The organism is Pseudomonas sp. NPDC099000 (assembly GCF_044759925.1).
In the GTDB taxonomy this organism is placed as follows: domain Bacteria; phylum Pseudomonadota; class Gammaproteobacteria; order Pseudomonadales; family Pseudomonadaceae; genus Aquipseudomonas.
In genome coordinates this window covers 80,286-106,014 of record NZ_JBIWAF010000011.1, presented here as the reverse complement: position 1 = coordinate 106,014, position 25,729 = coordinate 80,286, and the positions used below count along the sequence as shown (strand labels likewise).

At 61.3% G+C, this 25,729-nt stretch carries 21 protein-coding genes; 7 read left to right on the top strand and 14 right to left on the bottom strand.

What is annotated here, in order from left to right:
* Positions 1-138: 138 nt before the first annotated feature.
* Complete coding sequence (locus ACIQV9_RS15645) at positions 139-510, bottom strand: DUF6124 family protein (RefSeq protein WP_403102967.1); 372 nt, start codon at positions 508-510, stop codon at positions 139-141.
* A 498-nt stretch (positions 511-1,008) separates the two neighbouring features.
* Between ACIQV9_RS15645 and ACIQV9_RS15640 the strand changes: the two genes are divergently transcribed.
* The 3 genes from ACIQV9_RS15640 (at position 1,009) to ACIQV9_RS15630 (ending at position 9,039) form a co-directional block, all read left to right on the top strand.
* Positions 1,009-4,320 (top strand): hypothetical protein, encoded by a 3,312-nt coding sequence (locus ACIQV9_RS15640; RefSeq protein ID WP_403102965.1) that lies wholly within the window; start codon positions 1,009-1,011, stop codon positions 4,318-4,320.
* Positions 4,304-5,545 (top strand): hypothetical protein, encoded by a 1,242-nt coding sequence (locus ACIQV9_RS15635; RefSeq protein ID WP_403102963.1) that lies wholly within the window; start codon positions 4,304-4,306, stop codon positions 5,543-5,545. The genes ACIQV9_RS15640 and ACIQV9_RS15635 overlap by 17 nt, the downstream gene beginning before the upstream one ends.
* Before the next feature lie 149 nt (positions 5,546-5,694).
* Positions 5,695-9,039 (top strand): hypothetical protein, encoded by a 3,345-nt coding sequence (locus ACIQV9_RS15630; RefSeq protein ID WP_403102960.1) that lies wholly within the window; start codon positions 5,695-5,697, stop codon positions 9,037-9,039.
* A 32-nt stretch (positions 9,040-9,071) separates the two neighbouring features.
* Here the strand turns inward: ACIQV9_RS15630 and ACIQV9_RS15625 are convergent, their stop codons facing one another.
* From ACIQV9_RS15625 to cbiE, 13 genes are all read right to left on the bottom strand, one after another.
* On the bottom strand, positions 9,072-10,082 hold the full coding sequence (locus ACIQV9_RS15625) for a FecCD family ABC transporter permease (protein ID WP_403102957.1): 1,011 nt from the start codon (positions 10,080-10,082) through the stop codon (positions 9,072-9,074).
* Positions 10,079-11,026: an ABC transporter substrate-binding protein gene (locus ACIQV9_RS15620; RefSeq protein ID WP_403102955.1), complete on the bottom strand. Its 948-nt coding sequence runs from the start codon at positions 11,024-11,026 to the stop codon at positions 10,079-10,081. The genes ACIQV9_RS15625 and ACIQV9_RS15620 overlap by 4 nt, the downstream gene beginning before the upstream one ends.
* Positions 11,023-11,811 (bottom strand): ABC transporter ATP-binding protein, encoded by a 789-nt coding sequence (locus tag ACIQV9_RS15615; protein WP_403102953.1) that lies wholly within the window; start codon positions 11,809-11,811, stop codon positions 11,023-11,025. The genes ACIQV9_RS15620 and ACIQV9_RS15615 overlap by 4 nt, the downstream gene beginning before the upstream one ends.
* A gap of 214 nt (positions 11,812-12,025) precedes the next feature.
* Positions 12,026-13,405 (bottom strand): PepSY-associated TM helix domain-containing protein, encoded by a 1,380-nt coding sequence (locus ACIQV9_RS15610; protein ID WP_403102951.1) that lies wholly within the window; start codon positions 13,403-13,405, stop codon positions 12,026-12,028.
* Between the two features lie 155 nt (positions 13,406-13,560).
* Complete coding sequence (locus ACIQV9_RS15605) at positions 13,561-15,678, bottom strand: TonB-dependent copper receptor (RefSeq protein WP_403102948.1); 2,118 nt, start codon at positions 15,676-15,678, stop codon at positions 13,561-13,563.
* 107 nt (positions 15,679-15,785) lie between these two features.
* Positions 15,786-16,235, bottom strand: a complete 450-nt coding sequence (locus tag ACIQV9_RS15600) for a DUF2946 domain-containing protein (RefSeq protein WP_403102945.1) — start codon at positions 16,233-16,235, stop codon at positions 15,786-15,788.
* Positions 16,236-16,256: 21 nt separating this feature from the next.
* Positions 16,257-16,736 (bottom strand): copper chaperone PCu(A)C, encoded by a 480-nt coding sequence (locus ACIQV9_RS15595; RefSeq protein ID WP_403102942.1) that lies wholly within the window; start codon positions 16,734-16,736, stop codon positions 16,257-16,259.
* A 48-nt stretch (positions 16,737-16,784) separates the two neighbouring features.
* Positions 16,785-17,183, bottom strand: a complete 399-nt coding sequence (locus ACIQV9_RS15590) for a DUF2946 domain-containing protein (RefSeq protein WP_403102940.1) — start codon at positions 17,181-17,183, stop codon at positions 16,785-16,787.
* 118 nt (positions 17,184-17,301) lie between these two features.
* On the bottom strand, positions 17,302-17,625 hold the full coding sequence (locus ACIQV9_RS15585; RefSeq protein ID WP_131058881.1) for a DNA-binding protein: 324 nt from the start codon (positions 17,623-17,625) through the stop codon (positions 17,302-17,304).
* Positions 17,626-17,629: 4 nt separating this feature from the next.
* Positions 17,630-17,965 carry a type II toxin-antitoxin system RelE/ParE family toxin gene (locus ACIQV9_RS15580; protein ID WP_403102936.1) on the bottom strand — a complete coding sequence of 112 codons (336 nt, stop codon included), beginning with the start codon at positions 17,963-17,965 and terminating at the stop codon, positions 17,630-17,632.
* Between the two features lie 56 nt (positions 17,966-18,021).
* Positions 18,022-18,747 (bottom strand): cobalt-precorrin-6A reductase, encoded by a 726-nt coding sequence (locus ACIQV9_RS15575; RefSeq protein WP_403102933.1) that lies wholly within the window; start codon positions 18,745-18,747, stop codon positions 18,022-18,024.
* On the bottom strand, positions 18,744-19,841 hold the full coding sequence (locus ACIQV9_RS15570; RefSeq protein ID WP_403102930.1) for a cobalt-precorrin-5B (C(1))-methyltransferase: 1,098 nt from the start codon (positions 19,839-19,841) through the stop codon (positions 18,744-18,746). Before ACIQV9_RS15570 ends, ACIQV9_RS15575 begins: the two co-directional genes overlap by 4 nt.
* Complete coding sequence (cbiE, locus tag ACIQV9_RS15565) at positions 19,834-21,045, bottom strand: precorrin-6y C5,15-methyltransferase (decarboxylating) subunit CbiE (RefSeq protein WP_403102928.1); 1,212 nt, start codon at positions 21,043-21,045, stop codon at positions 19,834-19,836. Before cbiE ends, ACIQV9_RS15570 begins: the two co-directional genes overlap by 8 nt.
* A gap of 143 nt (positions 21,046-21,188) precedes the next feature.
* Between cbiE and cobG the strand changes: the two genes are divergently transcribed.
* The 4 genes from cobG to cobJ are packed head-to-tail and all read left to right on the top strand — an operon-like array spanning position 21,189 to position 25,549.
* Positions 21,189-22,496, top strand: a complete 1,308-nt coding sequence (gene cobG / locus ACIQV9_RS15560; RefSeq protein WP_403102926.1) for a precorrin-3B synthase — start codon at positions 21,189-21,191, stop codon at positions 22,494-22,496.
* Positions 22,489-23,115 (top strand): precorrin-8X methylmutase, encoded by a 627-nt coding sequence (locus tag ACIQV9_RS15555; protein WP_403102924.1) that lies wholly within the window; start codon positions 22,489-22,491, stop codon positions 23,113-23,115. The genes cobG and ACIQV9_RS15555 overlap by 8 nt, the downstream gene beginning before the upstream one ends.
* The gene (locus ACIQV9_RS15550; RefSeq protein WP_010463910.1) at positions 23,115-23,846 is read left to right on the top strand and encodes a precorrin-2 C(20)-methyltransferase; all 732 of its coding nucleotides are present in this window, start codon (positions 23,115-23,117) and stop codon (positions 23,844-23,846) included. Before ACIQV9_RS15555 ends, ACIQV9_RS15550 begins: the two co-directional genes overlap by 1 nt.
* Entirely contained in the window at positions 23,846-25,549 is a 1,704-nt protein-coding gene (cobJ, locus tag ACIQV9_RS15545) for a precorrin-3B C(17)-methyltransferase (RefSeq protein WP_403102922.1), read from the top strand. The genes ACIQV9_RS15550 and cobJ overlap by 1 nt, the downstream gene beginning before the upstream one ends.
* The last annotated feature ends 180 nt before the right edge of the window (positions 25,550-25,729 follow it).

Below are 25,729 nucleotides of genomic sequence, written 5' to 3'. Positions count from 1 at the left end.
CGTTCGGCTGCGAAGCAGTCGTAAAACCATCGCACGCGGTACACCTGATATACCGTGCTTGCAGGTTTTGGGGCCGCTTCGCGACCCAACGGGGGCAAGCCCCCTCGCCACAAAGGCTCACTTTCACAGGTTGTGTTTCTAGGTAGGAACGACGTTATCCACCGCGCGGTTCACCGCCAGTTCGGCGAGCATGATGATCTGCTGGATGGCCATCGCCTTGTGGCGCTGCGGGCCGATCAGGTCAGCGGCGAAATCGCTGGCCAGGACACTGGCGGAGGCCAGGGATTCACAGGCGTGGACCAGCAGGCTTTCGCTGTCGTTGTCCGGGGCGATCATGTACATGGTGCTGGGGCGGCGGGGTTTTTCGGTGTAGAGCGCAGGCGGATCCAGGTAGTAGTCGAGGGCGCGTTTGATGGCTTCGCGGTCTCGGAGCAGGTCTTCGTCGCGAGATGTTTCGGGTTCGGGCGTGGTGGTGTCGATGGGTGGATCTGGAACAATTTTCTTATTCATGTGCCTGCCTTGGTTTTCAAGTTGGAGCCACCACTTGCCGTTTCTCACGCGGCGAAGAGGGTGGCAGCTATGTGCAGGGTGAGAAACCGGGGAACCAAGAAACCGGCCGGACCGAAGTCCGCCCACACACAGCCGCCATAACGCATTTACAGGCAGCGGATAAGCTGACGGCAATTATGCTGATACGAGTACTGCATGGCTAATGTTTCCCGGGTTCTCACGCCCGATCACTGATGTGCAGTGACAGCCCCAGACTAGACAGCCCACGTCCGACGAACAACCTGAAAAAGTCGTGGGAAACGTCTGGTATTTTTGCGACCGTATAAACACACATAAACAACCCCAGAATCACACCTCCCCCTGTGGGAGCGAGCCTGCTCGCGAAAGCGGTGTGTCTGTCACATAGATGTTGGCTGAATCCCGTGGGCGATACATATGTACCACCCGCTGCGCTCCGGGATCTTGATCATCGTGGCTTCTCAATCGAGTGAGCAGCGCATGAACGGCACCTCAATCAGCACACCTTCAACACCCCGAAGGGCGGCAACCTTTCCTGCCCTGGGGCCGACATTCATCAGCGCGGACGACGCGGCCTACTGGGTTCACCGGCAGATCGGCGCGCGCCGTGACAAGGCTTACGGCGGTGTGATCGTGCAGCGTGGCGACGGAAAATTTCAGCCCACGTTGCCAGTGGCGGGGAGGATGGGGCATTTCGATTTCGACTTCCTGCTGTCTGCTGAAGACCCCCGAGAGCTGTTTGCTCCACCGGGCTACAGTGGCGCGGCGTATTACCTGTCCCATTCGGCCAGTCACGCTGAAGTCCTGCGCGTTCATCCAGGCTGGACGACCGACCAGATCAAGTTGAGCCTCGGATTTTTTTCCAGAGGACATATCCTGAGTCATATGCAGGACCCGGGTGCCTATGGCCAGCGTCATTATCTGTCGGGGCCGGATGGTTCACTGATCAAGTACGAGTCCACTCAGCCGGCAGAAGAGAAAAAGCTCTTTGAGCAGGGGTTCAAGGCTTTCGGGCCGTTCTCCGACGTTGAACACCTGATTCAGAAAGTCGCCCAGACCGGCACGCTGAGCGTACTGGTGGCCAACGCGCCGTGGGGCGAAGTAAGAGGAAACGTGCCGACGAACTGGACGCTCGGTACCGCTGCGGTGCGAAGTCCGACCCCGCTGCAGCCGTTTTTTTGTGCGGTGTTCGATCAAGTGGACAAGGCCATCGAAGCGGCCGCCGCCACAGTAACCCCGTCCACCGGCAGCGTTTATCTGGGGTTTGTCGTGACCTCTGCCGGCAGCTCGGAGTGCATGGCGACCTATCCGGTACTTTCCAGCGAGCCGGCAGCCGAACTGTTCAAGACCTTTGTGATGAAAGCTGATCGCACGCTGGAGCGCCTGCTCGATTTCGACCTGAACGGCGTCTACTTCATGCCGCAGGGCGATGCGGCTCAGAGTGCCAGCGAGCCTTGGCTTTATGAGCGGTTTTTTTCACCGGAGGAGTTGGCTGCGGGCATCAGGTTTTCGCTAGGGGACGTTCACCGGCAGGAATACCCGGACTACCTGAAAGTGTACGCCCGGACCCGGGACGGCGCCGTGTTGCAGTACCGCCCCTCGGCGCACCTGCGTGAAATTCCGCTGAAGGACAGCACCGGTCTTGACGCTCAACTGAAGGCTGGCACGCTCAAGCCTGCGGATTACATCAGGCAGGTCGCTGCCGCCGGCGAGCTGACGGTGCTGAAGGACAGCGCGTTGTGGGATGTTGTCGGAACCGTGGGCTCTGACTGGCAACCCTATGCCAGGTCGCGGCGTTTGAGTCCTGCGTTCCTCATGGCGGACGATGCCGCACGTTTTGCCCATGAGTACATCGGCAGCCGGCGTGAACAGGGCCTTGTCGGGATGATTTTGCAGGATCGACACAAACGCTTCGTCGCCACCGAGCCGGTGTTTGCCGCAAAACGGTTTGCACTGGACAGGCTCTGCCCCCTCGACGCTGCCGGTGCACCGATCGTGCTGGTCGAGGGACACTCGTTTCATGGGCTGTACGCTTCGCGCTGGCAAGCCGATGACGGATCCATCAAACGGGCTGACTTGCAAGAGCAGCTGACGCAAGCGCAGATGTTCACCGCCGAAGACATTCGCTCGGTGTTCGACAAGAGCGCGCATGTTGTCGATTTCTACCTGTCCGGCTCGGCCGACAGCTTGTTGGTTTACAGCCCCGACGTATCGAAAGTGGCGGTTCGCAACAGACTGCAACAGCGGGTTGCCGTACTCGCCGATGGCAAAACACTGATCGACCGGGAGCTGGCGACCGGCACACTTGAGCCCGGCGCAGTGGTCGACGAACTGGCCACCACGGGCAAGTTGCGCGTGGTGGTCGGCAACGACGTGTGGGGACCGCGGGGAACGGTGCTGGGTGATGAGTCAACTCCCGCAGGCATCTTGGCTCCGGTGCTCGGGGCAATTTTTACCAGCGCCGAAGACGCGGTGCTGAACGCCCGCCATCGAGCCAGACTCGACTACCGCGCAGCCGCGGCGGGTTGGGGATTTATCCTCAAGCACAAGGACCACGACGAGTACGTGGCGACCGAAACGGTTACGCCCAGGCGCCTGGGGGCGCTGAACCAGGCGAGTGACTTCGGCGCTCCCGTATTGATCGACGAGTTTCGGACCCTCGGGCTTTATTACGCGGCAAGCTGGATGCCTAAAGGGTCATCGACCGCGGAGGCCTGGTTTGCCCGGCATTTTGCATCCATCAGCGATCTGGCAGCTGCGATCTACGACGACAAGGGCACGCAACGGCTGACGCATTTTCAGGACCTGAACATTTTTATCGCAACACTGGATGGGGCATTGTTGCAGTACCAATACTCGGCCTCTTCAACACAATTCGACAGTAAGGGTGTGCAGCAACTGACGTCAGCATTGGGCAAGGACGCGCCACCCTATGCCAGCGTCATTCAAAGGGTCGCCAAGGCCGGAGAACTGAAGGTGCTGCGCACCAGTGAGCTGTGGGACGAGCCGGGCAGTGTCGGCCCTGACTGGAAACCTTTCGTGCAGATCCAGCGGCGAGCCCTCACTCCGGTGTTTCTGTCGCAGGACGATGCCGCGCGTTATGCGCTGGCGCAGTTGGGAGCGGGGCGTGAGCGGGTCTACGGTGGCCTGGTGCTGCGTCGCGCCGACGGTTTGTTTGTCGCAACGTTGCCGGTGGCCGTCGAGGTCGAGAACTTCCCTGCCAGCTGGATTCGTCTGGACGAATTGACTGAACAGGGGTTGTTTCTGGCAGGGAGTACGGTCGTCGCCCGGTACCATTCCCGAATCCAGGTCGAACCGATTTTCGCGCTGTCGAACCGCGAGCGGGACGTGTATCTCAATATGTTTTCCACCGACTTTCTGGCGGACATCCTGACCGGTTCCGGGCGCTCCCCGTCTCTGTCGCCCGGCAAGGAATACCTGCTGGGCCTCGACGGCAGCCTGATCAGCTACACCCTCAGTGCAAGCGTCAGCGAAAAGCAGCTCGCCGGGGCATTGGCGCCACCCAGCCAGTTGCAGCGCTGGCACACACCGATAGAACTGCAAATGCGCAACGGCACGCGAACCCCCAGTGAATACGTCAATCAGGTTGCAAACGCCGGCCGGTTGCAACCTGATTCAGGGGAGCCGACTGTGGGGCGAGGCCAGGCAACTGTCACACTGGAGTGCTTATCCCGGCGTTATCTCATCGGACGTGCATCGATTTGCCATTGCCGAGCCGGCGCTCAGCCCGGTCTTCACACAGGTGGACGACGCCGTGCGGCATATCCATAGCACGGTGGGCGTCCGCGCGAGCCTGATGTTCGGCTTTGTGCTCAAGGCGCTGAACGGTGAACGCTACGTGACGACGCTGCCGATCGACGGGCGGCAAGGGCATCTCACGGTCGAACGGGTATTTCCCGAAGGCTTACTACCGTTGGGGTATCGAGTCGAGGGCCTCTATTTGTGTCCGTCGACAAGTCCGGGACGATTACCCCATGACGTGACGCACAACTTCCTCTCGCCTCGGGATCTGTCTTACGGGCTGGACGCTGTCGGTGTGCGCACGGCTGAAAGATCCACGTACCTCAACGTCTACCTGTCCTGCGCCGATGGCGCCTTGTTGCGTTACGCACCCAGGAGCAAAGCACCTGAGTGGACCCTGTTTCATGCCACGGTGGCCTACGAGAAAGTAGTGGAATCAGGCCGGGAGTCGCTGTTCGAGTATCTGCGTAAAGTGATCGCCAACGGTGAGTTGCAGGTCGTGGTGCGCAGTGCTTTCTGGTCGCCGCTCAGGGTTGATGCCCGGGGGGTCAAAACCGGCATCGGGCTGGTGAGGTGGGCGTCGGATAACCGCTTTGCTCTCGGGCCTGTATTCGCACATGCCGATGATGCGGCTCGCTCGGCCCAAAGACAGATTGGCGAGTACGTCGGCCAGCAGTATCTGGGTGGCGTGCTGATACACCAGGCGTCTTCTTCGTTCGTGGCCGTCGAGCCGCTTGAGGACGGCGCCAACAGTGGTGCTGCCAGTGCGCTGTTTTACTCAGGGCCGGGCGGGCCCATTGCACCGGTCACGGTGCCGGGAGCACAGCCCTTGCCATTGCCGGTTTTTCCCCGTGACTACAAATGGGTGGCTGTTCATCAGTTCTACAAACGCTTCAACCTGTTCGTGAAGGACCCCAATGCATCTGATCGATTACTGATGGACAACCTGGCCCTGGCCGACCTGTGGTTCTGCAGAGACGTCGTGAAAAAGAGCGGCGTCTCCGGGGGCAGTTGCTATTTCACCGGTCGTGGCGGGGCCCTGTTCAAATTCACCCCCAGCTTCTCGCCGCAGGAAACGGTCTTGTTGAACGAGGAGGCAGGAGACGGGGTAGCGGCCTACCTCGCCGGACTCGCAGGCGTCGGCCGGCTTGAGGTGCTGGACACCGATGGTTACTGGCACCGTCGCGGGCAATTGAATGCGACCTGGCAGCCACCTGTGCAACCGGCGGCGAAGCCGGGTCGTGACGAACTGTGAAGCTCGGCGTTCATTGATATGAGCGCCGGATGAGCCGTGCCCACGCGAACGCAATCAGTCTGGGAGGAGGAGTAACTATGTACCGCCATGGGCGTATTTCACAGTGCGACAGTGAGTGTTCAATGAAGACTCAATGGAGTACGCCCATCATGGATGAACAACCACAACAGCCTGATTCGACAAACGCTGTATCAACACTAAGTGTGTTGGGCCGGACCTTTCTTTCGGCGGACGACGCCGCCTGTTATGCCCACGAACGGGTAGGGTGGCGCCGTAATCGCGGATATTACGGCTATATTCTTCAGCGAAATGATTTGCGGTACGTAATTACTGAGCCTGCCGAACAATCGGCCAGTTCGAGTACGCATCACGAGTTTGTCCCCGACAATCATGTCTTGCACAGTCAGTTTTATTCTCACCCCGCGCTTTCGACACTCGATGTGCACAAGGTCGCGGAGCTGGAATGGTCCATCGATGATGCGGCGACGAGCTTGTTGATGTTCAGTGTCAAAGAGCTGCGCAAGGCCCTGGGAACCACCTTGTCGGTTTATCTGTCGGGCGCCGAAGACAGTTTGATCCGTTTCACTTCTGATGACTCGCGCTCGCAGGCGCTGCTCAAACAGTTGGGAACCACCCAGTCGCCCGGAAAACTTGCCCTTGACCTGGAAAAGGGAGCGGTCAAACCGGAACAACTCGTGACAGAGGTGGCGGCCGCCGGCGATTTGCAGGTCATTATCAGCAACGGTCGCTGGCGACCTCGGGGGAAAGTCATGGAGCGCTTCGCTCCTGGCCCTTGGGAGCGGAATGTACCGGAGAGGGTGTCGTTGGGTGCGGTTTTCCAGTCATCCGACGAAGCGGCGTTCGATCGTTATGCCCGAAGCAACGTACAACGCGATGAAGGACGGACCTGGTTCGGGTTCATTCTCAAGCACAAGGACAAAGAAGAATATGTCGCTTCAGAACTGGTTCCCGTTAGTTATCCAAGAGACAAGCTTTTCCTGGAGCGCAGTGCGTTCCGACGTTCCCCAAAGTCCGGGGAATACCTCTATCCCGAGTCATTTACCCCTCACTCCTATTTCTATTCGCGCCGGTGGGTCAAGCACGAGCGGGATGCGCCCCGACGCTGGTTGGCCGAGCACTTCATTGTTCCGAAAGATCTATGGGTCGTTGTCTACAACGCAAAAAAACGCCCTGTCTTTGGGGAAAGAGTTCCGGCCTTACTCTACGTGTCGACTCCGGACGGCGCACTGCTGAAGTATGTGCCTCGCCCGGACACCCGGCTGTTCGACAACGACGTCCCGAACATGGGCCTGGAGGCCATTCAAAACAATCTGGCCAAGGGCGTGTCGAGCGCAACCGATTTTGTTGCGACGGTCGCCAGCAACGATTCATTGCAGGTGTTGCGCACCAGTGTGTGCTGGGACAGGAAAGGGCTGGTTGGCAGCCATTGGGCGCCGTGTCAGAACTTGCAGCGTCGTTCGCTCGGTCCGGTGTTCCTGACCGCGGATGACGCAGCCGTGTACGCGCGTTCGCAAGTCCCTGCGGGTACGGCAAGTGCATTTGGTGGCCTGATTCTCTGGCGCTCTGACGGAAAGTATGTGGCCACTGATCCTGTCGACATTCCCCAGGAAGACTTTGACATCAGTTGGATCTTTGCGAATGCAGCGGTCGAACTCGGCCACTTTCCGCAAGACTGCACGATCGTTGCGCGTTATCGCTCACGGGTACTGCGCGCGTTGCCTGTCCTGTTATCCACCGTGGACAAAGAACTCTATCGCAACATGCTCTCTGTCGATTCTATCTACACCGCCTTCATGAGCAGAACGCAGGCGCTCGATGAGTACCTGTTTGCGCCCGACGGAGCAACCATTCGTTACCGGACCGGCACTTGGGAGCGTATTCGCGCGGATCTGGGCATTGCGATAAGCATGTCGGGTACACCGGCTCGTGATCTGGATGCCACATGGATCAAGGAACAGATCCATGCCGGTACGTTGACACCGACAGCGTGGGTTAAAAAACTGGTCAATTCCGGGTATCTGAAAGTGGTTGAAGGAAGCCGCCTATGGGGCCCGGCTCGAGAAGTCACAGAGTTTGAGCCGTACCAGACGAAGCCCCACACGACGGGTTACCCACGGGCTTTGGTGGAACCGGCTTACAGTGCGGTCTGCATCCAGGAGCAGGATGCCGCACGCCTGGCACATGAACAGGCAGGCAGTCGTTCATTACTCGGCTTTGGATTTATCTTGCGCGACGCTCGCGACGGTTCATTCCTCGCGACGCTGCCCGTGAGTGTGCGCAACTCACGGTTAGCGTATGACCGTGTCTTTCCCGGTGTATTGCCTTACCGCTACGTGGACAGTGGGCTCATCCTGTGTGCGACGGCTACGCCGCCGGGCCTGTCGGACGATGACTACCGGCACTTCTTTTCACCGATGGATGTGAGCCTGGCGCGGGACAGCGTCCGTAAGACCAACGGGTACAGGCCTATTTATTTTTCCTGTGCTGACGGCGCGCTGTTACGTTTTGAGCTCGCGCCGTTCGATCCGGTACCGTCTCTGGACAAATTTGGTCAGGTTCAGATCAGGGACAATCCGTTTGCGACAACGGCGCAAGCTCAGCGTGATCAGGACGATATCAACCGTGGCTCATTCAAGCTGACTGATTACATTCGGCGTATGGCGGCGGCAGGGAAACTGGAGGTGCTATTGACCAGCGCTTACTGGTCCCGTCCGGGTGAGGTTGGGCAGGACTGGCTTGCTCGTATGCCGTCGGTGTCCGTCGAAGCCAGGTGGGTAAGCCAATCCCGGCTGCCGTTGGGGCCGATGTTTCATCATCCCGACGATGCGGCTCGTTATGCTCAGCTTCGAGCGGCACGATTTAGTAAAGGCCTGGCGTGTACAGGCGCAATCCTGGCCAAACCCGATACCTACTCATACGTTGGCATGCAACCCCTCGCTGGCACAGGTCATCCCGATGAAGCCATCAGGCTGATCTTCCGCACGGCGAGCGACGTTTCAGCTGCACCAGGCACCAGATTGCCGCGCTTGCCTGACGGCTACAAATGGATGGCCAGCCATCAGATTGTTCAGTCAGATGACGCACAACCGGGATCAAACGCTGACGCTGACAATGCGAACTTCGCTTCGCCCGAGTCGATTCATTCGCACACCCAGGCTCTGAAAAACAAAGGCTTCGATATGACGGCGTTCTACTATTCGACACGCGACGGTGCATTGCTGAAGTACGCACCGACTTATTCGATAGCGGAGCAAGCACTGCTTAAAGTAAAGCTGGTGCAACCTCCCAATGATCGATGGACCACCGTGCTGTCGTTCGAGTCGTTCATTTCCAGGCTGGCTAACCACAGCCATTTGGACGTATTGAAGGCCGCCGGTTATTGGCGCCAGGCCGGGCGACTGGGCGTCGACTGGAAAGACATACGCCAGCAGGTTCCCGATGTATCCGTCCAATACCCCCGGGATGAGTTGTAACCGTGTCAGGAGCCTGACCACCTCGCCCCCGGTTAGCGCTTGCGCATAAGGCCGATGAAAAACAACCCGCCAATCGCTGCCGTGGCCACGCCAATCGGCAAGTCCTCGGGGGCGATCAGGGTGCGCGCGGCGACATCGACCCACACCAGAAACACGCTGCCCAGCAATACACACACCGGCAACAATCGTCGGTGTTCAGCCCCGACCAGTCGACGCGCAATGTGCGGCACCATCAGCCCGACAAAACCAATCGAGCCACTGATCGACACCAACACGCCGGTCATCAGCGAGGCGATCAAAAACACCCGCAGCCGCACAGTGCGAGCATTCAAGCCGAGGGTCACGGCCGTCTGTTCGCCAGCCATCAGCGCATTCAACGGTCGGGCCATGCCAAGCAGCAAGACCAATCCCAGCAACACGCTGGCGGCCGGCACCGCCAGCAACTCCCAACGCGCCAGTCCGAGCCCGCCGAGCATCCAGAACATCACCGCAGAACTCGCCCGATGGTCACCGAGGAACAGCAGCAAATTGGCAATCGCCATCATCACGAACGACACCGCCACGCCGCACAGCAGCAGTCGGTCACTGTCCAGTCGGCCATTGCGATTGGCGATCATCAGCACGATCAACATGCTCAGCAGCGCGCCGATAAACGCCGCGATCGGCAAGGTCAGCAGGCCGACGATTTCGCCGACGTGCAGCACCACAATCACCGCGCCAAGGGTCGCACCGGAAGTGACCCCGAGCAGGTGCGGGTCGGCCAACGGATTGCGCGTCACCGCTTGCAGCACCGCGCCGATCAGCGCCAGACCAGCACCCACCAGCGCGCCTAACAGCATGCGGGGCACACGGATCAACCACACGATGTGTTCCTGTCCAGCCGTCCAGCTCACTTCACCCACACCGAACACCTTGTGGAGCAGAATCTTCCACACCACGTCCACCGACACCCGCGCCGGGCCGAAGCCCAGCGACACCACGCACGACCCCAGCAACAGCGCACCGAGCATCACCAGCAGCAAGGCATAGCGACGATCCATCATTCGCCGTGGAAACCTTTGGCCAGGGTTTCAACTGCCAGCACGTTGTCGATGCCCGGCGTGGCCTGCACATACGGAATCACAATGAAACGCTGGTTCTTGATCGCGTCCACCGATTGCAGCGCCTTGTTGCTGCGCAGGAATTGCTCCTTCTGTTCGGCGGTGACTTCGCCGTAGTCGACGATCACGATCACCTGCGGGTTGCGCTCGACCACGTTTTCCCAGTTGACGCGGGTCCAGCTCGCCTCGACGTCCTCCAGAATGTTGCGCCCGCCCGCGGCTTCGATCAGCGCTTGCGGCATGCCGAGGCGGCCGGAGGTCATGGCGCGGTCTTCACCGCTGTCGTAGAGGAACACCCGCGGTTTGTCGGTGGGAAGATCCTTGCGCACCTTGGTGACTTGCGCCTGCATCTGGGCGATCAGGGAATTGGCGCGATCCTGCACGTCGAAGATTTTGCCGAGGTTGCGCAGGTCGTTGTAGGTGTCTTCCAGGCTGGCCGGTGGACGCCTCATGACAAAGGCGCAGGACTCGGTCAGCTCGTAGACATTGATGCCCAGCGGTTGCAACGTTTGCGGCGTGAGATCGCCACCCACGCGCATGCCGTAATCCCAGCCGGCGAAGAAGAAATCGACGTTGGCATTGAGCAGGGTTTCCACCGACGGGTATTTCGCTGCCAGCTCAGGCAAACCGTCGAGGATGGTCTGCATCTGGGGCGTGACTGACTTCCAGCCGGTCACGCCGCTGTAGCCGGCCATGCGCGGTTTGAGGCCAAGGGCGAGCATCATCTGGGTCATGTTGATGTCGTGGCTGACCGCGTGTTTCGGCGCCTGCTTGAAGGTCACTTCGCGGTTGCAGCTCTGGATCGTCAACGGGTATTTCGTGGCCTCGGCCAGCGCGTGGGCACTGCCCAGCAACAGCGTGAAGCAAAGCAGGGAACGCAAAGTCATGGTTGGGTTATCCAGGTGATTCGTGGGTAGCCGTGCAGGGGGTGTTCATCGATCAGTGCTTCGACGCCGAACACGTCGCGCAGCAGCGGGGTGGTCAGCACTTCTTTTGGTGTGCCGCTGGCGACGATGCGGCCGTGATTGATCACGTACAAACGATCGCAGAAAGCGGCCGCCAGATTGAGGTCGTGGATGCTGGCCAGGGTGCCGATCTTCAAGCGTTTGACCAGCTGCAACAGTTCGAGCTGATAGCGCGGGTCGAGGTGGTTGGTCGGCTCGTCGAGGATCAGCAATTGCGGTTGCTGAGCCAGGGCGCGGGCGAGGATCACACGCTGTTTTTCACCGCCGGAGAGGGTGGCGAAGGCGTGGTCTTCGAAGCCTCTGAGGCCGACAGACTCCAATGCTTGAGTGGCTAGATTTCGGTCTTCAATTGTGTCGCCGTCGAACAGGCCTTTGTGCGGCGTGCGGCCCATGGCGATCACCTCGTCGACGGTCAGGCCGAAGGCGTCCGGGAACTCCTGCAACACCACGGCGATGCGTTGGGCGCACCAGCGCGAGGATTGCTTCCAGACGTTGTGGTGGTCGAGCCGGACCTCGCCGCTCTCGGGCTTGCTGAAGCGATAAGCGCAACGCAGCAGGCTGGTCTTGCCACTGCCGTTGGGGCCGATCAACCCGACGAACTCACCGGCGGCCGCCTGCAGGGAAGCATCACGCAGCTGAAACTGGTGATGGCAGTGGCCGTGGCCAAGGGGCGTCCAGGCGAGGTTTGTGAGGTTCAGCGAGGTCATGCATTTGCTCTGAGATCATGGGTGATGCTGATGACGCAAATCGCGGGCAAGCCCGCTCCCACAGGAATCGCAAAAATCCTGTGGGAGCGGGCTTGCCCGCGATGGGGCCAGCGGATCAAAACGGTGTATTCTGGTTATACAGTAACACTAAAGCTCACCGGGAGATAAGCGCGGAAAGTCTACAGATCCCTCTAAACCGCGCATCTCGCCTGCTTCATGATGAAGATGAGGCCGATTCAGTTTGCCGGGTGAAGCGCGAAAACAGCACGCGATCCAGCACCCACACCACGACCAGCGAAGCTCCCACCAGCGGAAACGCCACGGCCAGGGCGAACATGATGACCATCGCGGTTTTCCATTTCGGCAGGTCGTGGCGCAGCGGTGGAACACCGAACTTGCCTTGTGGACGGCGTTTCCACCAGATCACCACGCCGCTGACCGCGCTGAGCAAAATCATCAGGCAGATCAGCAGCACGATGATCTGGTTGAATACGCCGAACATCTTGCCTTCATGCAACATCACGCCGATTTCCGTGGCGCGGGCGACGGTGCCGTATTGCTCGTAGCGCACATCGGCGAGTACGTCGCCGGTGTACTGATCGACATGCAAGGTGGCGTCGTTGCGCGGGTCGTCCGCGAACACGGCGATGGTGAACACGCCCGTGGCGGTTTTCGGGAAGGTGATGCTGTAACCCGGTTCGACCTTGCGTTGCACAGCGATGTTCTGCACGTCTTGCAGGCTGATAGTCGGCGCTGCGGGGCCGGCTTGCGCACCCTCGTGGGCCATGTGTTCGGCGTGGTCGCCGGACATCGGCATCGGCGTGTTTTCCATCGCCCAAGGCACAGTCTGGCGAGTGGCCGTGTTGAGGCTGCGGGCCTCGACGTCGGACTTGGGCACGTTGTCCCACATCGCCGCCGGGAACACGTTCCACACCTGCGCATATTGCTGGCCCCAGAACCCGGTCCAGGTCATGCCGCTGAGCAGCATCACCAACAGCAGCGACGCACCCCAGAAGCCGGTTACCGCGTGCAGATCACGCCACAGCACCCGACCGCGACTGGTCAGGCGCGGCCACAAAATACCGGCCGCCTGGCCACGCGGCCACCACAGGAACACGCCGGAAACCACCAGCACGACGCCCCAGCCGGCGGCCAGTTCGACCAGCCGATCACCGACGGTGCCGATCATCAATTCACCGTGAATCGCTCGCGCCACCGCTTGCAGATTTTTCTTGGCGTCTTGCTCGCCGAGGACGTCGCCCTGGTAGGGATCGACGAAAACGTTGAGTTCGCTACCGCCATTGATCACGACAAACTGAGCGCTGCGCTGGGCGTTGACCGGTGGCAGGTACTGCTTGATCGTGGCCTGTGGATACGCCTCTTTGACCCGCTTGAGCAGGTCGTCGGCCGGGACGCTGTGATGCCCGGCCGGGACGTTCATCAGGCTGCCGTACATCAACGGGTCGAGTTGCGGCTTGAACAGGTAAATGACGCCGGTCAAGGCCAGCATCACCATGAATGGCGCGACGAACAGACCGGCATAGAAATGCCAGCGCCAGGCCAGGTTGTAGAAATTCACTTTGGGCTGTTTCATCACGTGTGCTCCGCTTTGGCTTGGTTCTTTTGTTGTTGTCCGGTGACTGCTGCGCAGTCATTCGCGGGCAAGCCTCGCTCCTACAGGAGTTGTGTCGTTCGCATCGTTTGTGATCGACGCGAATAATGTAGGAGCGAGGCTTGCCCGCGAAGCTTTTAAAAGCTCATGTCCACCTTGGTCCAGAGCGTTCGCCCCGGTTCTTTAATGGCCTGCGGGTCATTGGCCGGGTAGCCAAAACCGGCGTTGCCGGCCAGGTTCAAATGCTCGGCGTAAGCCTTGCCGAACAGGTTGTCGACGCCACTGCTGACCTTCCAGTTTTTGTTGATGCGGTAGGCGCCATTGAGCGAGAACACGCCAAAACCGGAGGTCTTGTCGAAGTCCTTGCCGACCACGTTGCCCTTGTTCCGGTCGATGCGGTCTTGCGCCGCGACCACGCGCCACAAGGCCCCGGCGCTCCAGTTGTCTTCGCTGTAGGTCAGGCCGAAACGCGCATCCAGCGGCGGCATTTGCGGCAACGCCTTGCCGTCGCTGCTGTTCTTGCCCCAGGCGTAGGCCAGGGTCGCGTCGGCTTTCCAGTGGCTGGTCAGTTGGTAGGCCGCACCCAATTCGCCGCCCATGACTCGCGCGTCGATGTTCTGAGCCTGAGAGGTGGTGCCCATCAGGGTCGGGGTGTAGTTGAAAAGGATGTAATCGCGTACTTGCCCGACGTAGCCCGAGGCCCAGGCTTCAAGGTCTTCGGTCTTGTATTGCAGGCCGAAATCGAGCTGGGTGGTTTTCTCAGGCTTGATCGAATCGAAAGCGTTCACCGATCCGGCGGGGCCGGACTTGGGAGAAAACAGTTCCCAGTAATCCGGGAAACGCTGGGTGTGACCGAGGCCGGCGTAGAGCGTGGTCGGGCTGTCGGCGAGGTCATGCTCGTAGCGCACGAAACCGCTTGGCAACGTGTCGGCGCGGGTGTCGTCGGCGGTCGGGTTGGGGCGAGTCATCATCCCGGAACCGATGGTCTGCCGATAATCCTTGGCCGAGGCACGGTCCAGACGTGCGCCGGTAATCAGCCGGTCACGGTCGGCGGCGTACCAGGTCAGTTCGCTGAACACACCGTAGTTATGGAAATCGGCATCCTTGGTATAAGGCAGGTCCTTATAGGTATCGACGCCCTTGCTGCCGCGTTGGCGATGCTCGTTGGTCTGCGCGTCGATGCCGCTGATCAATTGCACATCGGCCCAGCGCCAGGTGGCTTTGATCCTCGCGCCGAGGGTCCGGCGGTCGACGTTGGAGGCCATTGGACCGGCCATCATCCCGGTTCCCGATGGCGTGCGCAGGGTGTAGTTGTCCATCACGTGGTCGGCGTAGTTGTAGTAGATCTGCGCTTCGACCTTGTCCAGCACCTCGCCGATGTTGGACTTTTCGAACCGCAGGCCCAGGCTTTCACGCTTGAACTGCGAGCCGTCCATGCCGCGCCCGGCATAACGCGCCTCACCATCGCCCTTGCCGGCGGTCAGCTCCAGCAGGGTGTCGGCGTCCGGCGTCCAGCCGAGCGCCACGTCACCGTTCCATTTGTCGTAGCGCGACGGCACGGTGTCGTTGTTGCCGTCCTTGTAGTCGTCGGCGTGCGCGGTGTTGCCGATCACGCGCACGTAGCCCAGCGGCCCGCCGGCAGCGGCGTCCACCACTTTGTCAAAGCGGCCGTTGGAACCGGCCAATACGCTGGCGTTCATGCGCGTACCGAGTTCGCCGAAGCTTTCCGGCTCACGCTCGAACAGGATCGTACCGGCCGATGCACCCGGTCCCCACAGTACGGTTTGCGGGCCTTTGATGACGGTGAGTTTGTCGTAGGTTTCCGGCGAGATGTAGGAGGTGGGCGCGTCCATCCGGCCGGGGCAGGCGCCGAGCAATTGGCCGCCGTTGGTGAGGATGTTCAGCCTCGAACCGAACATGCCGCGCAGCACCGGATCTCCGTTGGTGCCACCGTTGCGTACCAGGGCGAAGCCGGGGATGGTTTTCAGGTAGTCGCCACCGTCGCTGGCCGGCACCGGTTGGCGCGGGTCCTTGGGGTTGGTGACGATGGTCAGTGGCGAACTCGGCGCGATGGCGGTGATTACCGTCGGGCTCAGTTCTTCACTGTGGCCCGCGTGTTCGTTGGCCAGCACCGTGGGTGTCAGCAATGCGCCGCAAAGGACGGCGGTGGCGTGCCTGAAACGAATACTCGATTCGTTTGGGGCAAAAGAAGCTTGGGCAGGGCTCAAGCGTGTGTCAGCAGCAAACCTGGACATGACAATTTCCATCGAACAGTCGTAAACGACACGGCCGACAGCCAACGCAATCCCTTGTGGGAGCGAGCCTTGGCAGTCTTACGGACCGTGTGAGATCGGGTGGGTGTTTACGCGACGATGGGTGGGGCGCGGGTGCGGGCGCCGGGGAAGACGGTGTGCCGGGCATGGCCCAGACGAGGGGCGGGAGTGGTGAAGGTGGTGGCTGTGGGTGTATCGAACGCGGCGAAGGACTGGCCGCCGGTCAGCGCCGGGCAATTGAACAGCAGGCTGCAATAGCCGCATTTTTCCCAGAGCGCATGATGCGAGGCTTTGGGCGGGCAGTGCTCGGCGGCGGGTTGCGCGCCGTGGTCGGCATGCTCCATTGCCGACATGTCCATGCTCATGTCCATCGACATGCTCATCGACATCGACGAGGCGCGTTGATCCATCGGCATCGACTGGGAAATCAGCGGGCCGATAAAGATCATCAGCATGGCGAACAGGCTGATCCAGCTACCGCGCGTCAGGCTTAACGGCTGACGACAGTGTGCGGATGACCTGGCGCTAAGCGGGCGCATGGGCGTGTTCAGCTCAGTCGATTACTGGGCGTGGGCGTGCATCTGCATGTCTTCCGGCGGCTTCTTCTGCACTGCGACTTCGACGGTCACATCACCGGACTTTTCGAAGTGCATCGTCAGCGGGAAGCGTTTGCCGTCGCTCAGCAGGCTACGGTCTTTCAGGTTTACCAGCATCACGTGATAGGCCATCGGCGCAAAGGTGACGTTGCCACTGGCAGGAATCTCGACACTCGGCACTTGCTGCATTTTCATCAGATCGGCTTGCATGACGTGCTCATGCAATTGCGCTTCACCGGCAATCGGCGAGTCGACGCTGAGCAGGCGGTCGGCGGTTTTGCCTGGGTTCTGAATGACAAAATAGGCCGCTACGGTTGGCGCGTTGGACGGCAACTCCTGCGACCACGGGTGAGCAATCTCCAACTCCCCGGCCTTGTATTCGTGGGCATTGGCAAAGCAGGCAGGCAGCAGCAACGCAGCCAGAACGATGAGTTTGTTCAACATGGCAGTTCTCCAGAGCGATTCAAGACGCAGTTCAATTGCGAGAAGGAATCACACCAGAGGGGACGCGCGGGGGTTGAGGCTCGGCCATTGCTGGCGCGGAGTGGGTGTATCGAGAGAGGCGGCTGGCACGCTTCGATTGGCCTCGAAACGGGCGAAATACAGTTGCGGCACATGCCCGGGCAACGCCACCAGCGGGGCGGACCCTGAACAGCACCAGCAATGCTGCATGTTGGAATGGTCGTCGTTTTGCGGGGCCTTCTGCTCGAGGTCGCTCAGGGCAATCGCCACCATCTTCGTGCCGCTGGACGTACAGAAACTGCCCCACAACAATTGCTCGGCGGGTGATTTCGCCGACTGCGCCATGGCTCCGGTCATCGGCATGGCGAGCATGTTGAACAGCACTGCGAAGCAGGCGATCCAGGCAATTGCGAGCCGTTGTCGGGACATGGGACAAAATCCGTTGGGTGGGCGATCAGGCGCGGCTATTTAGCCTGATCAGGGCCGATAAGTAAAAAAGCGGCGTGCGGTGTGGTGTCGCAGGAAAAACAGATTGTTTTTCGATTCATCAGTGCGCACGTACCGCGTGCACTTGCATATCTACCCCAAGCGTAGCGCGAATTACGGCAAATATCGCAGCCAGATTATCCATGCTCGGGTTGCCCTTGGCAGACAACATTCGATGGAGGCTTTTGCTTGGTTTTGCTGTTTCCTTCGCCAGCTCTTCAAAACCAACGGTGGCGTTGACGAGATCACGCAAAATGATCCTGGCCATTTCAGGTTCACCATTAAGAAACAGAGTAGCAGCCTCATCCAGCAATGCCTGAGCGAACTCGGGGTCACGCTGGGCACGCTCGGCGATGGTGTGTTTGTAGCTTCGGGTGAGCGCCATGACTTTATCTCCGGGTTCGTTCCGCTTTCTTACGGGTCCTAAATTCAGCTATCAGTGTTTTTGCCTGTTTGATGTCGGCCTTTTGGGTGGACTTATCGCCTCCACCAAAAAGGATGATCAAGCGTTTTCCCTCTTGAACAAGATAGATTCTGTAGCCGGGCCCCCAATTTATTCGGTATTCGCCGAGACCTTCAAACCACTTGATATTGGAGGTATTGCCCCGCTCCAGTCGGACCAAGGCAGTAGATACCTTAAACGCTGCCTGTACATTTAAGGTGGAAAACCAGCGTCCAAACGGGCTTGTTTCGTTTTCCTGCAAGTATTCTTCGAGTGTGATCACAGACGGCTCTGAAGGTAACAAATAGGTTACTGTTCATGCAAGTCGATGATCCTGCCCTACTGATCCAAGGTCGCCAATTCAACAAGTGTTTCTTCAAGCGTCTGGAACTCCCGATCCACCCCCGGCAACACCGGCCGCCGCAAAACAATCACCGGCACCCCACGCTCCCGCGCCACTTCCAGTTTCGGCTCGGTCGCGGTGCTGCCGCTGTTCTTGCTGATCAGCACATCAATGTGCCGACGTTCAAACAGCTCCCGTTCATCCTCGATCAGAAACGGCCCGCGTGCGCCGATGACTTCGCAGCGTTCGTTGCCGGGGTAAACGTCCAGGGCGCGCAAGGTCCAGAATTGCTCCGGCGGGATTTCGTGCAGGTGCTGCAACGGTTCGCGGCCGAGGGTGAACAGCGGTCGGCGGAAGGGTTTCAGGGCTTCGATCAGTTCGGCCCAATCGCTGACGTCCCGCCAGTCATCCCCAGCCTGTGGCTGCCAGGCAGGACGGCGTAACGCCCAGCATGCAATGCCGCTCAGATGCGCGGCGGTCGTGGCGTTGTGGCTGATTTGTGCGGCGTAGGGGTGGGTCGCGTCCAGCAGCAAATCGATCCCTTCATCGCGAATGAATTGCGCCAGGCCTTCGGCACCGCCGTAGCCGCCGACGCGCACCTGGCAGGTCAGGTCCGTCGGCACGCGCCCGACACCGGCGAGGCTGTAGATGTGTTCTGGCCCGAGGGTGCGGGCGATGGCCAAGGCTTCGGTCACGCCGCCCAGCAGTAAAATGCGCTTCATCGAAAAGCCCCTGCATGGCCGACAATCCCGCCCTGGCGATCGATGGCAAAGACTTCAACCTGAACCTGCGCTGGCACCACGCTGCGGGCGAAGTCCAGTGCGTGCTGACACACCGCATCACCGAGGGCGATGCCCGCCGCGCTGGCCATCGCCAAAGCTTGCTGGCTGGTATTGGCGTCGCGAATGCCTTGTTGCAACGCCTCGTCGGCGCCGATCGCGGCGGCCCATTCGGCCAGTTGCGGCAGGTCGATGCTTGAGTGCCGGCTGTGCAAATCCATGTGCCCGGCCGCCAGTTTGCTGATCTTGCCGAACCCGCCGCACAGGCTGAGTTTATCCACCGGCACTTTGCGCACGTGTTTGAGGACGGCGCCGACGAAGTCGCCCATTTCGATCAGGGCGATTTCCGGCAGGTCGTAGACGCGGCGCATGGTGTCTTCGCTGGCGTTGCCGGTACAGGCGGCGATGTGCAGGTAACCGTTGGTTTTGGCGACGTCGATGCCTTGGTGGATCGAGGCGATGTAGGCCGCGCAGGAAAACGGCCGGACGATACCGCTGGTGCCGAGGATCGACAGCCCACCCAGAATGCCCAGGCGCGGATTCATGGTTTTCAAGGCCAGCGCCTCGCCGTTCTCGACGTTGACCGTGACCTCGAAGCCGCCGCCGTAGCTGAGTTCTTCGGCCAACAGGGTCAGGTGCTCGGTGATCATTTTGCGCGGCACCGGGTTGATCGCCGGTTCGCCGACACCCAGCACCAGCCCCGGGCGGGTGACCGTGCCAACGCCGTGACCGGCGTTGAAGCGGATGCCCGGCGCGTCACTCAATCGCACTTGGGAATACAACAGAGCGCCATGGGTCACGTCCGGGTCATCCCCGGCATCCTTGATCGTCCCGGCTTCGGCGCCATCGTCGATCAGTCGGCAGAATTCCAGGCGCATCTGCACCTGCTTGCCCTTGGGCAGCACGATCTCCACGGCGTCAGCGCTCATCCCGTCCAATAACAAGCGGGCCGCCGCCAGACTGGTCGCGGTAGCGCAACTGCCCGTGGTCAGGCCGCTGCGCAGCGGGGCGGGTTGTTCAGCGGTTTCGTCACGCATCGAAGGGCTTCGTCACGTCCAGCAAGGTAATGGGCAGCGCCTGGCGCCAGGTGTCGAACTCACCCAGCGGCTGGGCCTGAGCGACGTGAATGCGGGTCAGCTCACCGCCGTGGCGTTCGCGCCAGGCCATCAGGGTCACTTCGCTTTGCAACGTGACGGCGTTGGCGATCAATCGGCCACCGGGTTTGAGTTGCGCCCAACAGGTGTCGAGTACACCTTCACGAGTGACCCCGCCTCCGATAAAGATCGCATCCGGGCGTTCGAGCCCGGCCAGAGCCTGCGGTGCACTGCCGCGAATCAGCTGCAAACCGGGTACGCCGAGGGCGTCGCGATTGTGTTCGATCAGCTGTTGCCGACCTTCATCGGCTTCGATCGCCAGTGCGCGGCAACTGGGGTGGGCGCGCATCCATTCGATGCCGATCGAGCCGCTGCCGGCGCCGACATCCCACAGCAGTTCGCCGGGGACCGGGGCGAGGCGCGCAAGGGTGATCGCGCGGACGTCGCGTTTGGTCAGTTGACCGTCGTGCTTGTAGGCCGAGTCTGGCAGGCCGGCCAGTCGCGAGAGACGCGGTGTGTCCGGCGCGGCGATGCACTCGATGGCGATCAGATTCAGATCGGCGACCACTGGAGCGTTCCAGTCATTGGCCACCCCATCGATGCGTCGCTCGGCGGCGCCGCCCAGATGTTCCAGCACACTGAGACGGCTCGGACCGAAACCGCGCTCACGCAGCAGTGCGGCAATGGCGGCCGGGCTTTGGCCATCGTTGCTCAACACCAGTAAACGCACGCCGCTGAACAACTGCGCGTTCAGTGCGGCAAGCGGCCGGGCAACCACCGAAAGCGTCACCACCTCCTGCAACGGCCAGCCCATTCGCGCCGCCGCGAGCGAGCAGGAGGAGGGCGCGGGCAGAATCAGCATTTCAGCGTTGGGCACTTGCCGGGCAAGGCTGGCGCCGACGCCGAAGAGCATCGGATCACCGCTGGCCAGCACGCAGACCGGTTCGCCACGCAGCGCCAGAACGGGGTCAAGGGAAAACGGACTGGGCCACAACTGCCGCTCGCCACGGATGCACGCCGGCAGCAAATCCAGTTGTCGCTGGCCGCCAATGATCCGCGAAGCGCGCAACAGGGCGTGCCGGGCATTTTTCCCCAGGCCCTTGAAGCCGTCTTCACCGATTCCTACTACTGTCAGCCAGGGTGACATCTGTAGCCCTCAAAAATAGTCTTCAAACGCGCTGTTCCGACGGGCAGGCTTTTCATGCCGCCTGACAAAGCAGGCATAATACCGCGCCTTCGCCCGTGAAGCGCCTTTCCCCATTGCCGGTCGCCCCCTTGAACGAACGCCCGATGTCCTCAGCCTTACGCCCCTCGGCCTGCCCGGGGTTGCTGCGTATTGTCCAGGCACTGGATGGCGGCATCTGCCGGATCAAATTGAATGGCGGTTCGATCAGCGCGGCTCAGGCCGAAGCGGTGGCGGATGCGGCCGAGCGTTTCGCCGGCGGGGTGATCGAGGCAACCAACCGCGCCAACCTGCAGATTCGCGGGATCGGCAGTGAGCACGGTGCCTTGATCGACAGCCTGATGGCGGCCGGTCTCGGCCCGACCAGCGCAGCAGGCGATGACGTGCGCAATCTGATGCTCAGCCCCGGTGCCGGCATTGATCAACAGATGCTGATCGATACGCGCCCACTGGCCGAACAGATCCTCGCCACCCTACAAAGCGATAAACGCTTCCACGACCTCAGCGCCAAGTTCGCCGTGCAACTCGATGGCGGCGAAGGGCTGGCAATGCTCGAACACCCTCATGATCTTTGGTTGTCCGCGGCTGAGCGAGACGGTGAGCGAGTGTTTGTATTCGGCCTGGCGGGTTGCCTTGTCGACCTGGCCGCAGGCGCGGTGTCGCTGGAGCAGGGTCATGGATTGGTGGTCGCGGTGCTGGAGTTGTTTCTGGAACAGGCGCGCCCCGAGCAGACCCGCATGCGACATTTGCTCGCCGAATGTTCGCTCGACGGGTTTCTCGCGCGTCTCGCCGAGCGTGTGCCGTTGATGGCCATAGAGGGGTGGCAACGCGAGGCAACTCCAAGTGCGCTGCACATCGGTGCCCATCCACAGCGTGACGCCGGCCGTGTCTACATCGGCGCAGTGCCGTCGCTGGGCCGCCTGGATCCGGCGAAGCTCCGAGGCGCCGCACAATTGGCCCGCGAACAGGGCGACGGCACGCTGCGTTTCACGCCTTGGCAAAGCCTCTTGGTGCCCGGCATTCATGACCACGAGGCGCCTCACGTTATCCACACACTTGAACACCTCGGCCTGCGCTGCTCGGCCGACGATGCCCTGGCGCATCTCATCGCCTGCACCGGCTCGACCGGCTGCGGCAAAGGCCTGGCCGACACCAAGGGCGATGCCCGACAACTGGCGGCGCTGTTGCAACGTCACGGCCAGACGCTGAACGTGCACCTGTCCGGCTGCCCGCGTTCCTGCGCGGCGGCGCACATCGCGCCGGTCACGTTGCTGGCGGTTTCTCCCGGTCATTACGACCTCTATTTTCGCGATGCAGCGCAGCCGGGTTTCGGCGCGCTGCACGCACGCAATCTTACTATTGAAGCGGTCGCGGCCTTGCTCGACGCCCGCTCACGGAGCCCTTTAGATGCTTGATTACATCCGCGACGGTCAGGAGATCTATCGCAACTCCTTCGCGATCATTCGTGCTGAGGCCAACCTCGAGCGAATCCCGGCCGATCTGGAAAAACTCGCGGTGCGGGTGATCCACGCCTGCGGCATGGTCGACGCCATCGACGGCCTGCAATTTTCCGAAGGCGCGGGCAAGGCCGGGCGTGAGGCGCTGGCCGCCGGTGCGCCGATCCTGTGCGACGCGCGGATGGTCAGCGAAGGCGTGACCCGCACGCGGTTACCGGCCAACAACCCAGTGATCTGCACCCTGCGCGATGAAAGCGTTCCGGAACTGGCTCGTGAGTTGGGCAACACCCGTTCCGCCGCCGCGCTGGAGTTGTGGCGCCCGCATCTGGAAGGCAGCGTGGTGGTGATCGGCAACGCACCGACCGCATTGTTCTATCTGTTGGAAATGCTCGATGCCGGCGCACCGAAACCGGCGCTGATCCTCGGCTTCCCGGTCGGCTTCGTCGGCGCCGCCGAGTCCAAGGCAGCGCTGGCGGCCGACAGTCGCGGCGTGCCGTTTGTCATCATGCAAGGCCGGCTGGGCGGTAGCGCCATGGCCGCCGCCGCCGTCAATGCCCTCGCCACGGAGATCGAATGATGCAGCAGCCTGGACGCTTGATCGGCCTGGGCGTCGGCCCCGGTGACCCGGAGCTGATTACCGTCAAAGCCCTGCGCCTGTTGCGCGAGTCGCCCGTGGTGGCGTACTTCGTGGCCAAGGGTAAGAAGGGCAACGCCTTCGGCATCATCGAAGCGCATTTGCAGGACGCACAAACGCTGTTGCCGCTGGTGTATCCGGTGACCACCGAAGCGCTGCCGGCGCCGCTGTCGTATGAGCAAGTGATCAGCGATTTCTACGATGCGGCGGGCGAAGAACTCGCCGCGCATCTGGATGCCGGTCGCGACGTGGCGGTGATCTGCGAGGGTGATCCGTTCTTCTACGGCTCCTACATGTACCTGCACGATCGCCTGGCTGAACGCTACGAAGCCGAAGTGGTGCCGGGCGTGTGTTCGATGCTCGGCGGTGCTTCGGTGCTGGGCGCGCCGTTGGTGTATCGCAATCAGAGCCTGTCGGTGCTCTCTGGCGTATTGCCGCACGAGGACCTTAAACGTCGTCTGGCCGATGCCGATGCGGCGGTGATCATGAAGCTGGGACGCAACTTTCCCAAGGTCCGTCAGGTGCTCGAAGAACTAGGCCTGGCAGAACGTGCGCTGTACGTCGAGCGCGCGACCATGGCCAATCAGAAGATCGTGCCGCTGGATCAGGTCGAGCCGATGTCGTCACCGTACTTCTCGCTGATCATTGTTCCGGGTGAAAGGTGGCAAGGCTGATGGCCCGTCCAGTTCCGGCGATTGTGATCCTTGGCAATGGCAGCCTCGCGACCGCGCGCAAGATCCAGCAGGTCTACCCTGGCGCCTTGATTCATGGTCTGGCCGGACGGGTTGAAGGTGCGGATCGTGCCTATCACGAGTTCGGCGCCACCGTGCGCGAGTTCTATCAGCAGGACACACCGATCATTGCCTTGTGCGCGGCCGGGATTGTGATCCGCACCCTGGCGCCGTTGCTGCTTGAGAAGGGCGCCGAGCCGCCAGTGCTGGCGGTGGCCGAAGACGGCAGCGCGGTGGTGCCGCTGCTGGGCGGCCTCGGTGGCGTGAACGTCATGGCGCGGGAGATTGCTGCCGGTCTCGAAGTGGCGGCGGCGATCACCACCAGCGGTGAATTGCGCTTCGGCACCTGCCTGCTCAATCCACCCAGCGGCTACGCCCTCGGCGATCTGGAACTGGGCAAACGTTTTGTCTCGGACTTGCTGTCCGGCCAAAGCGTGCGCATCGAAGGCACCGCGCCGTGGCTGGCGCAAGCGCAGTTGCCCGAAGATCCGCAGGCGCCGTTGTCGATTCATGTCGGCAGTGCCGAGCGCACGCCGGCGGCCAATGAATTGCTGATCTACCCGCGCAGCGTGCTGGTGGCGGTGAACGCCGAGGTGGCGGATCTGCCGAACGCGATTCGCGCGGCGCTGCATCAGGCAAACATCGCCGTGCAATCACTGGCGTGCCTGCTGGCCAGCGATCTGCACATGGCCAACCCTGCGTTGCGCGAAGCGGCGCTTGAGCTGGGCGTGCCGCTGCGGTTTGCCTCGGTCAGCGGCGGCGTCAGCGAGCTGGCCCGCCACACCGTGCCGAACGCTACCGTTGTGTCGGCGGATACCGGCATCGCCATCGCGGCGGCCAACGAGCCACTGGAGCTTGCGCAGATCGGGCGTGCGCGCGGCCGTCTGGCCGTGATCGGCCTGGGCCCTGGCGCCGCCGAACTGATGGTGCCGGCGGTCAAGGCCGAACTGGCGCGCGCCAATGACGTGCTGGGCTATGAAACCTACGTGCGCATGGCCGGGCCATTTCGCGAGGATCAAGTGCTGCATTGCACCGACAACCGCGAGGAAATGCAGCGCGCTCGCCACGCCTTTGAACTGGCGGCCCAAGGGCGGTCGGTGGTGGTGGTTTCGTCGGGGGATCCGGGCGTATTCGCCATGGCGGCCGCCGTGCTCGAAGCGCTGCACGAGTCGAGTGAGCCGGGCTGGCACAGCGTTGATCTGGAGATTCTTCCGGGCGTCTCCGCGTCCCTGGCAACGGCGGCTCAGGCCGGTGCGCCACTGGGTCACGACTTCTGCGTGATGTCCCTGTCGGACAATCTCAAGCCATGGTCGATCATCGAGAAGCGTCTGGACCTGGCGTCTCAGGCCGATCTGGCGCTGGCGTTCTATAACCCGATTTCGCGGTCGCGTCCTTGGCAACTGGGTCGGGCACTCGAGATTGTCGCGCAGCACCGCACCGCTGAAACGCCGGTGGTGTTGGGGCGGGACATCGGTCGTCCGGGCCAGACATTGCGTGTCACCACGCTGGGTGATCTGACCCCCGATCAGGTCGACATGCGCACCATGGTGCTGGTCGGCTCTTCCACCACCTGCGTGTTCCCGCGTGCCGAGGGTGGCCAGTGGGTGTATACGCCTCGTTGGTACGGTGACAAGCCAGCCGGGTAAGTCATTGCGGCCAGAGGTGCTGGCCGCAGTCCTCCCCTTCCAGTGCGTAAGATTTTTCACCGCGCATCGACCGAAAGACTCTCGGATGCCCGACGTACTTTAACTGGGCACATCCGGAAAGTGCGTTTGAGCGCATCAGACAATTCAAAATTCGGCGCTTCATGTTCTGAAACAACCGAC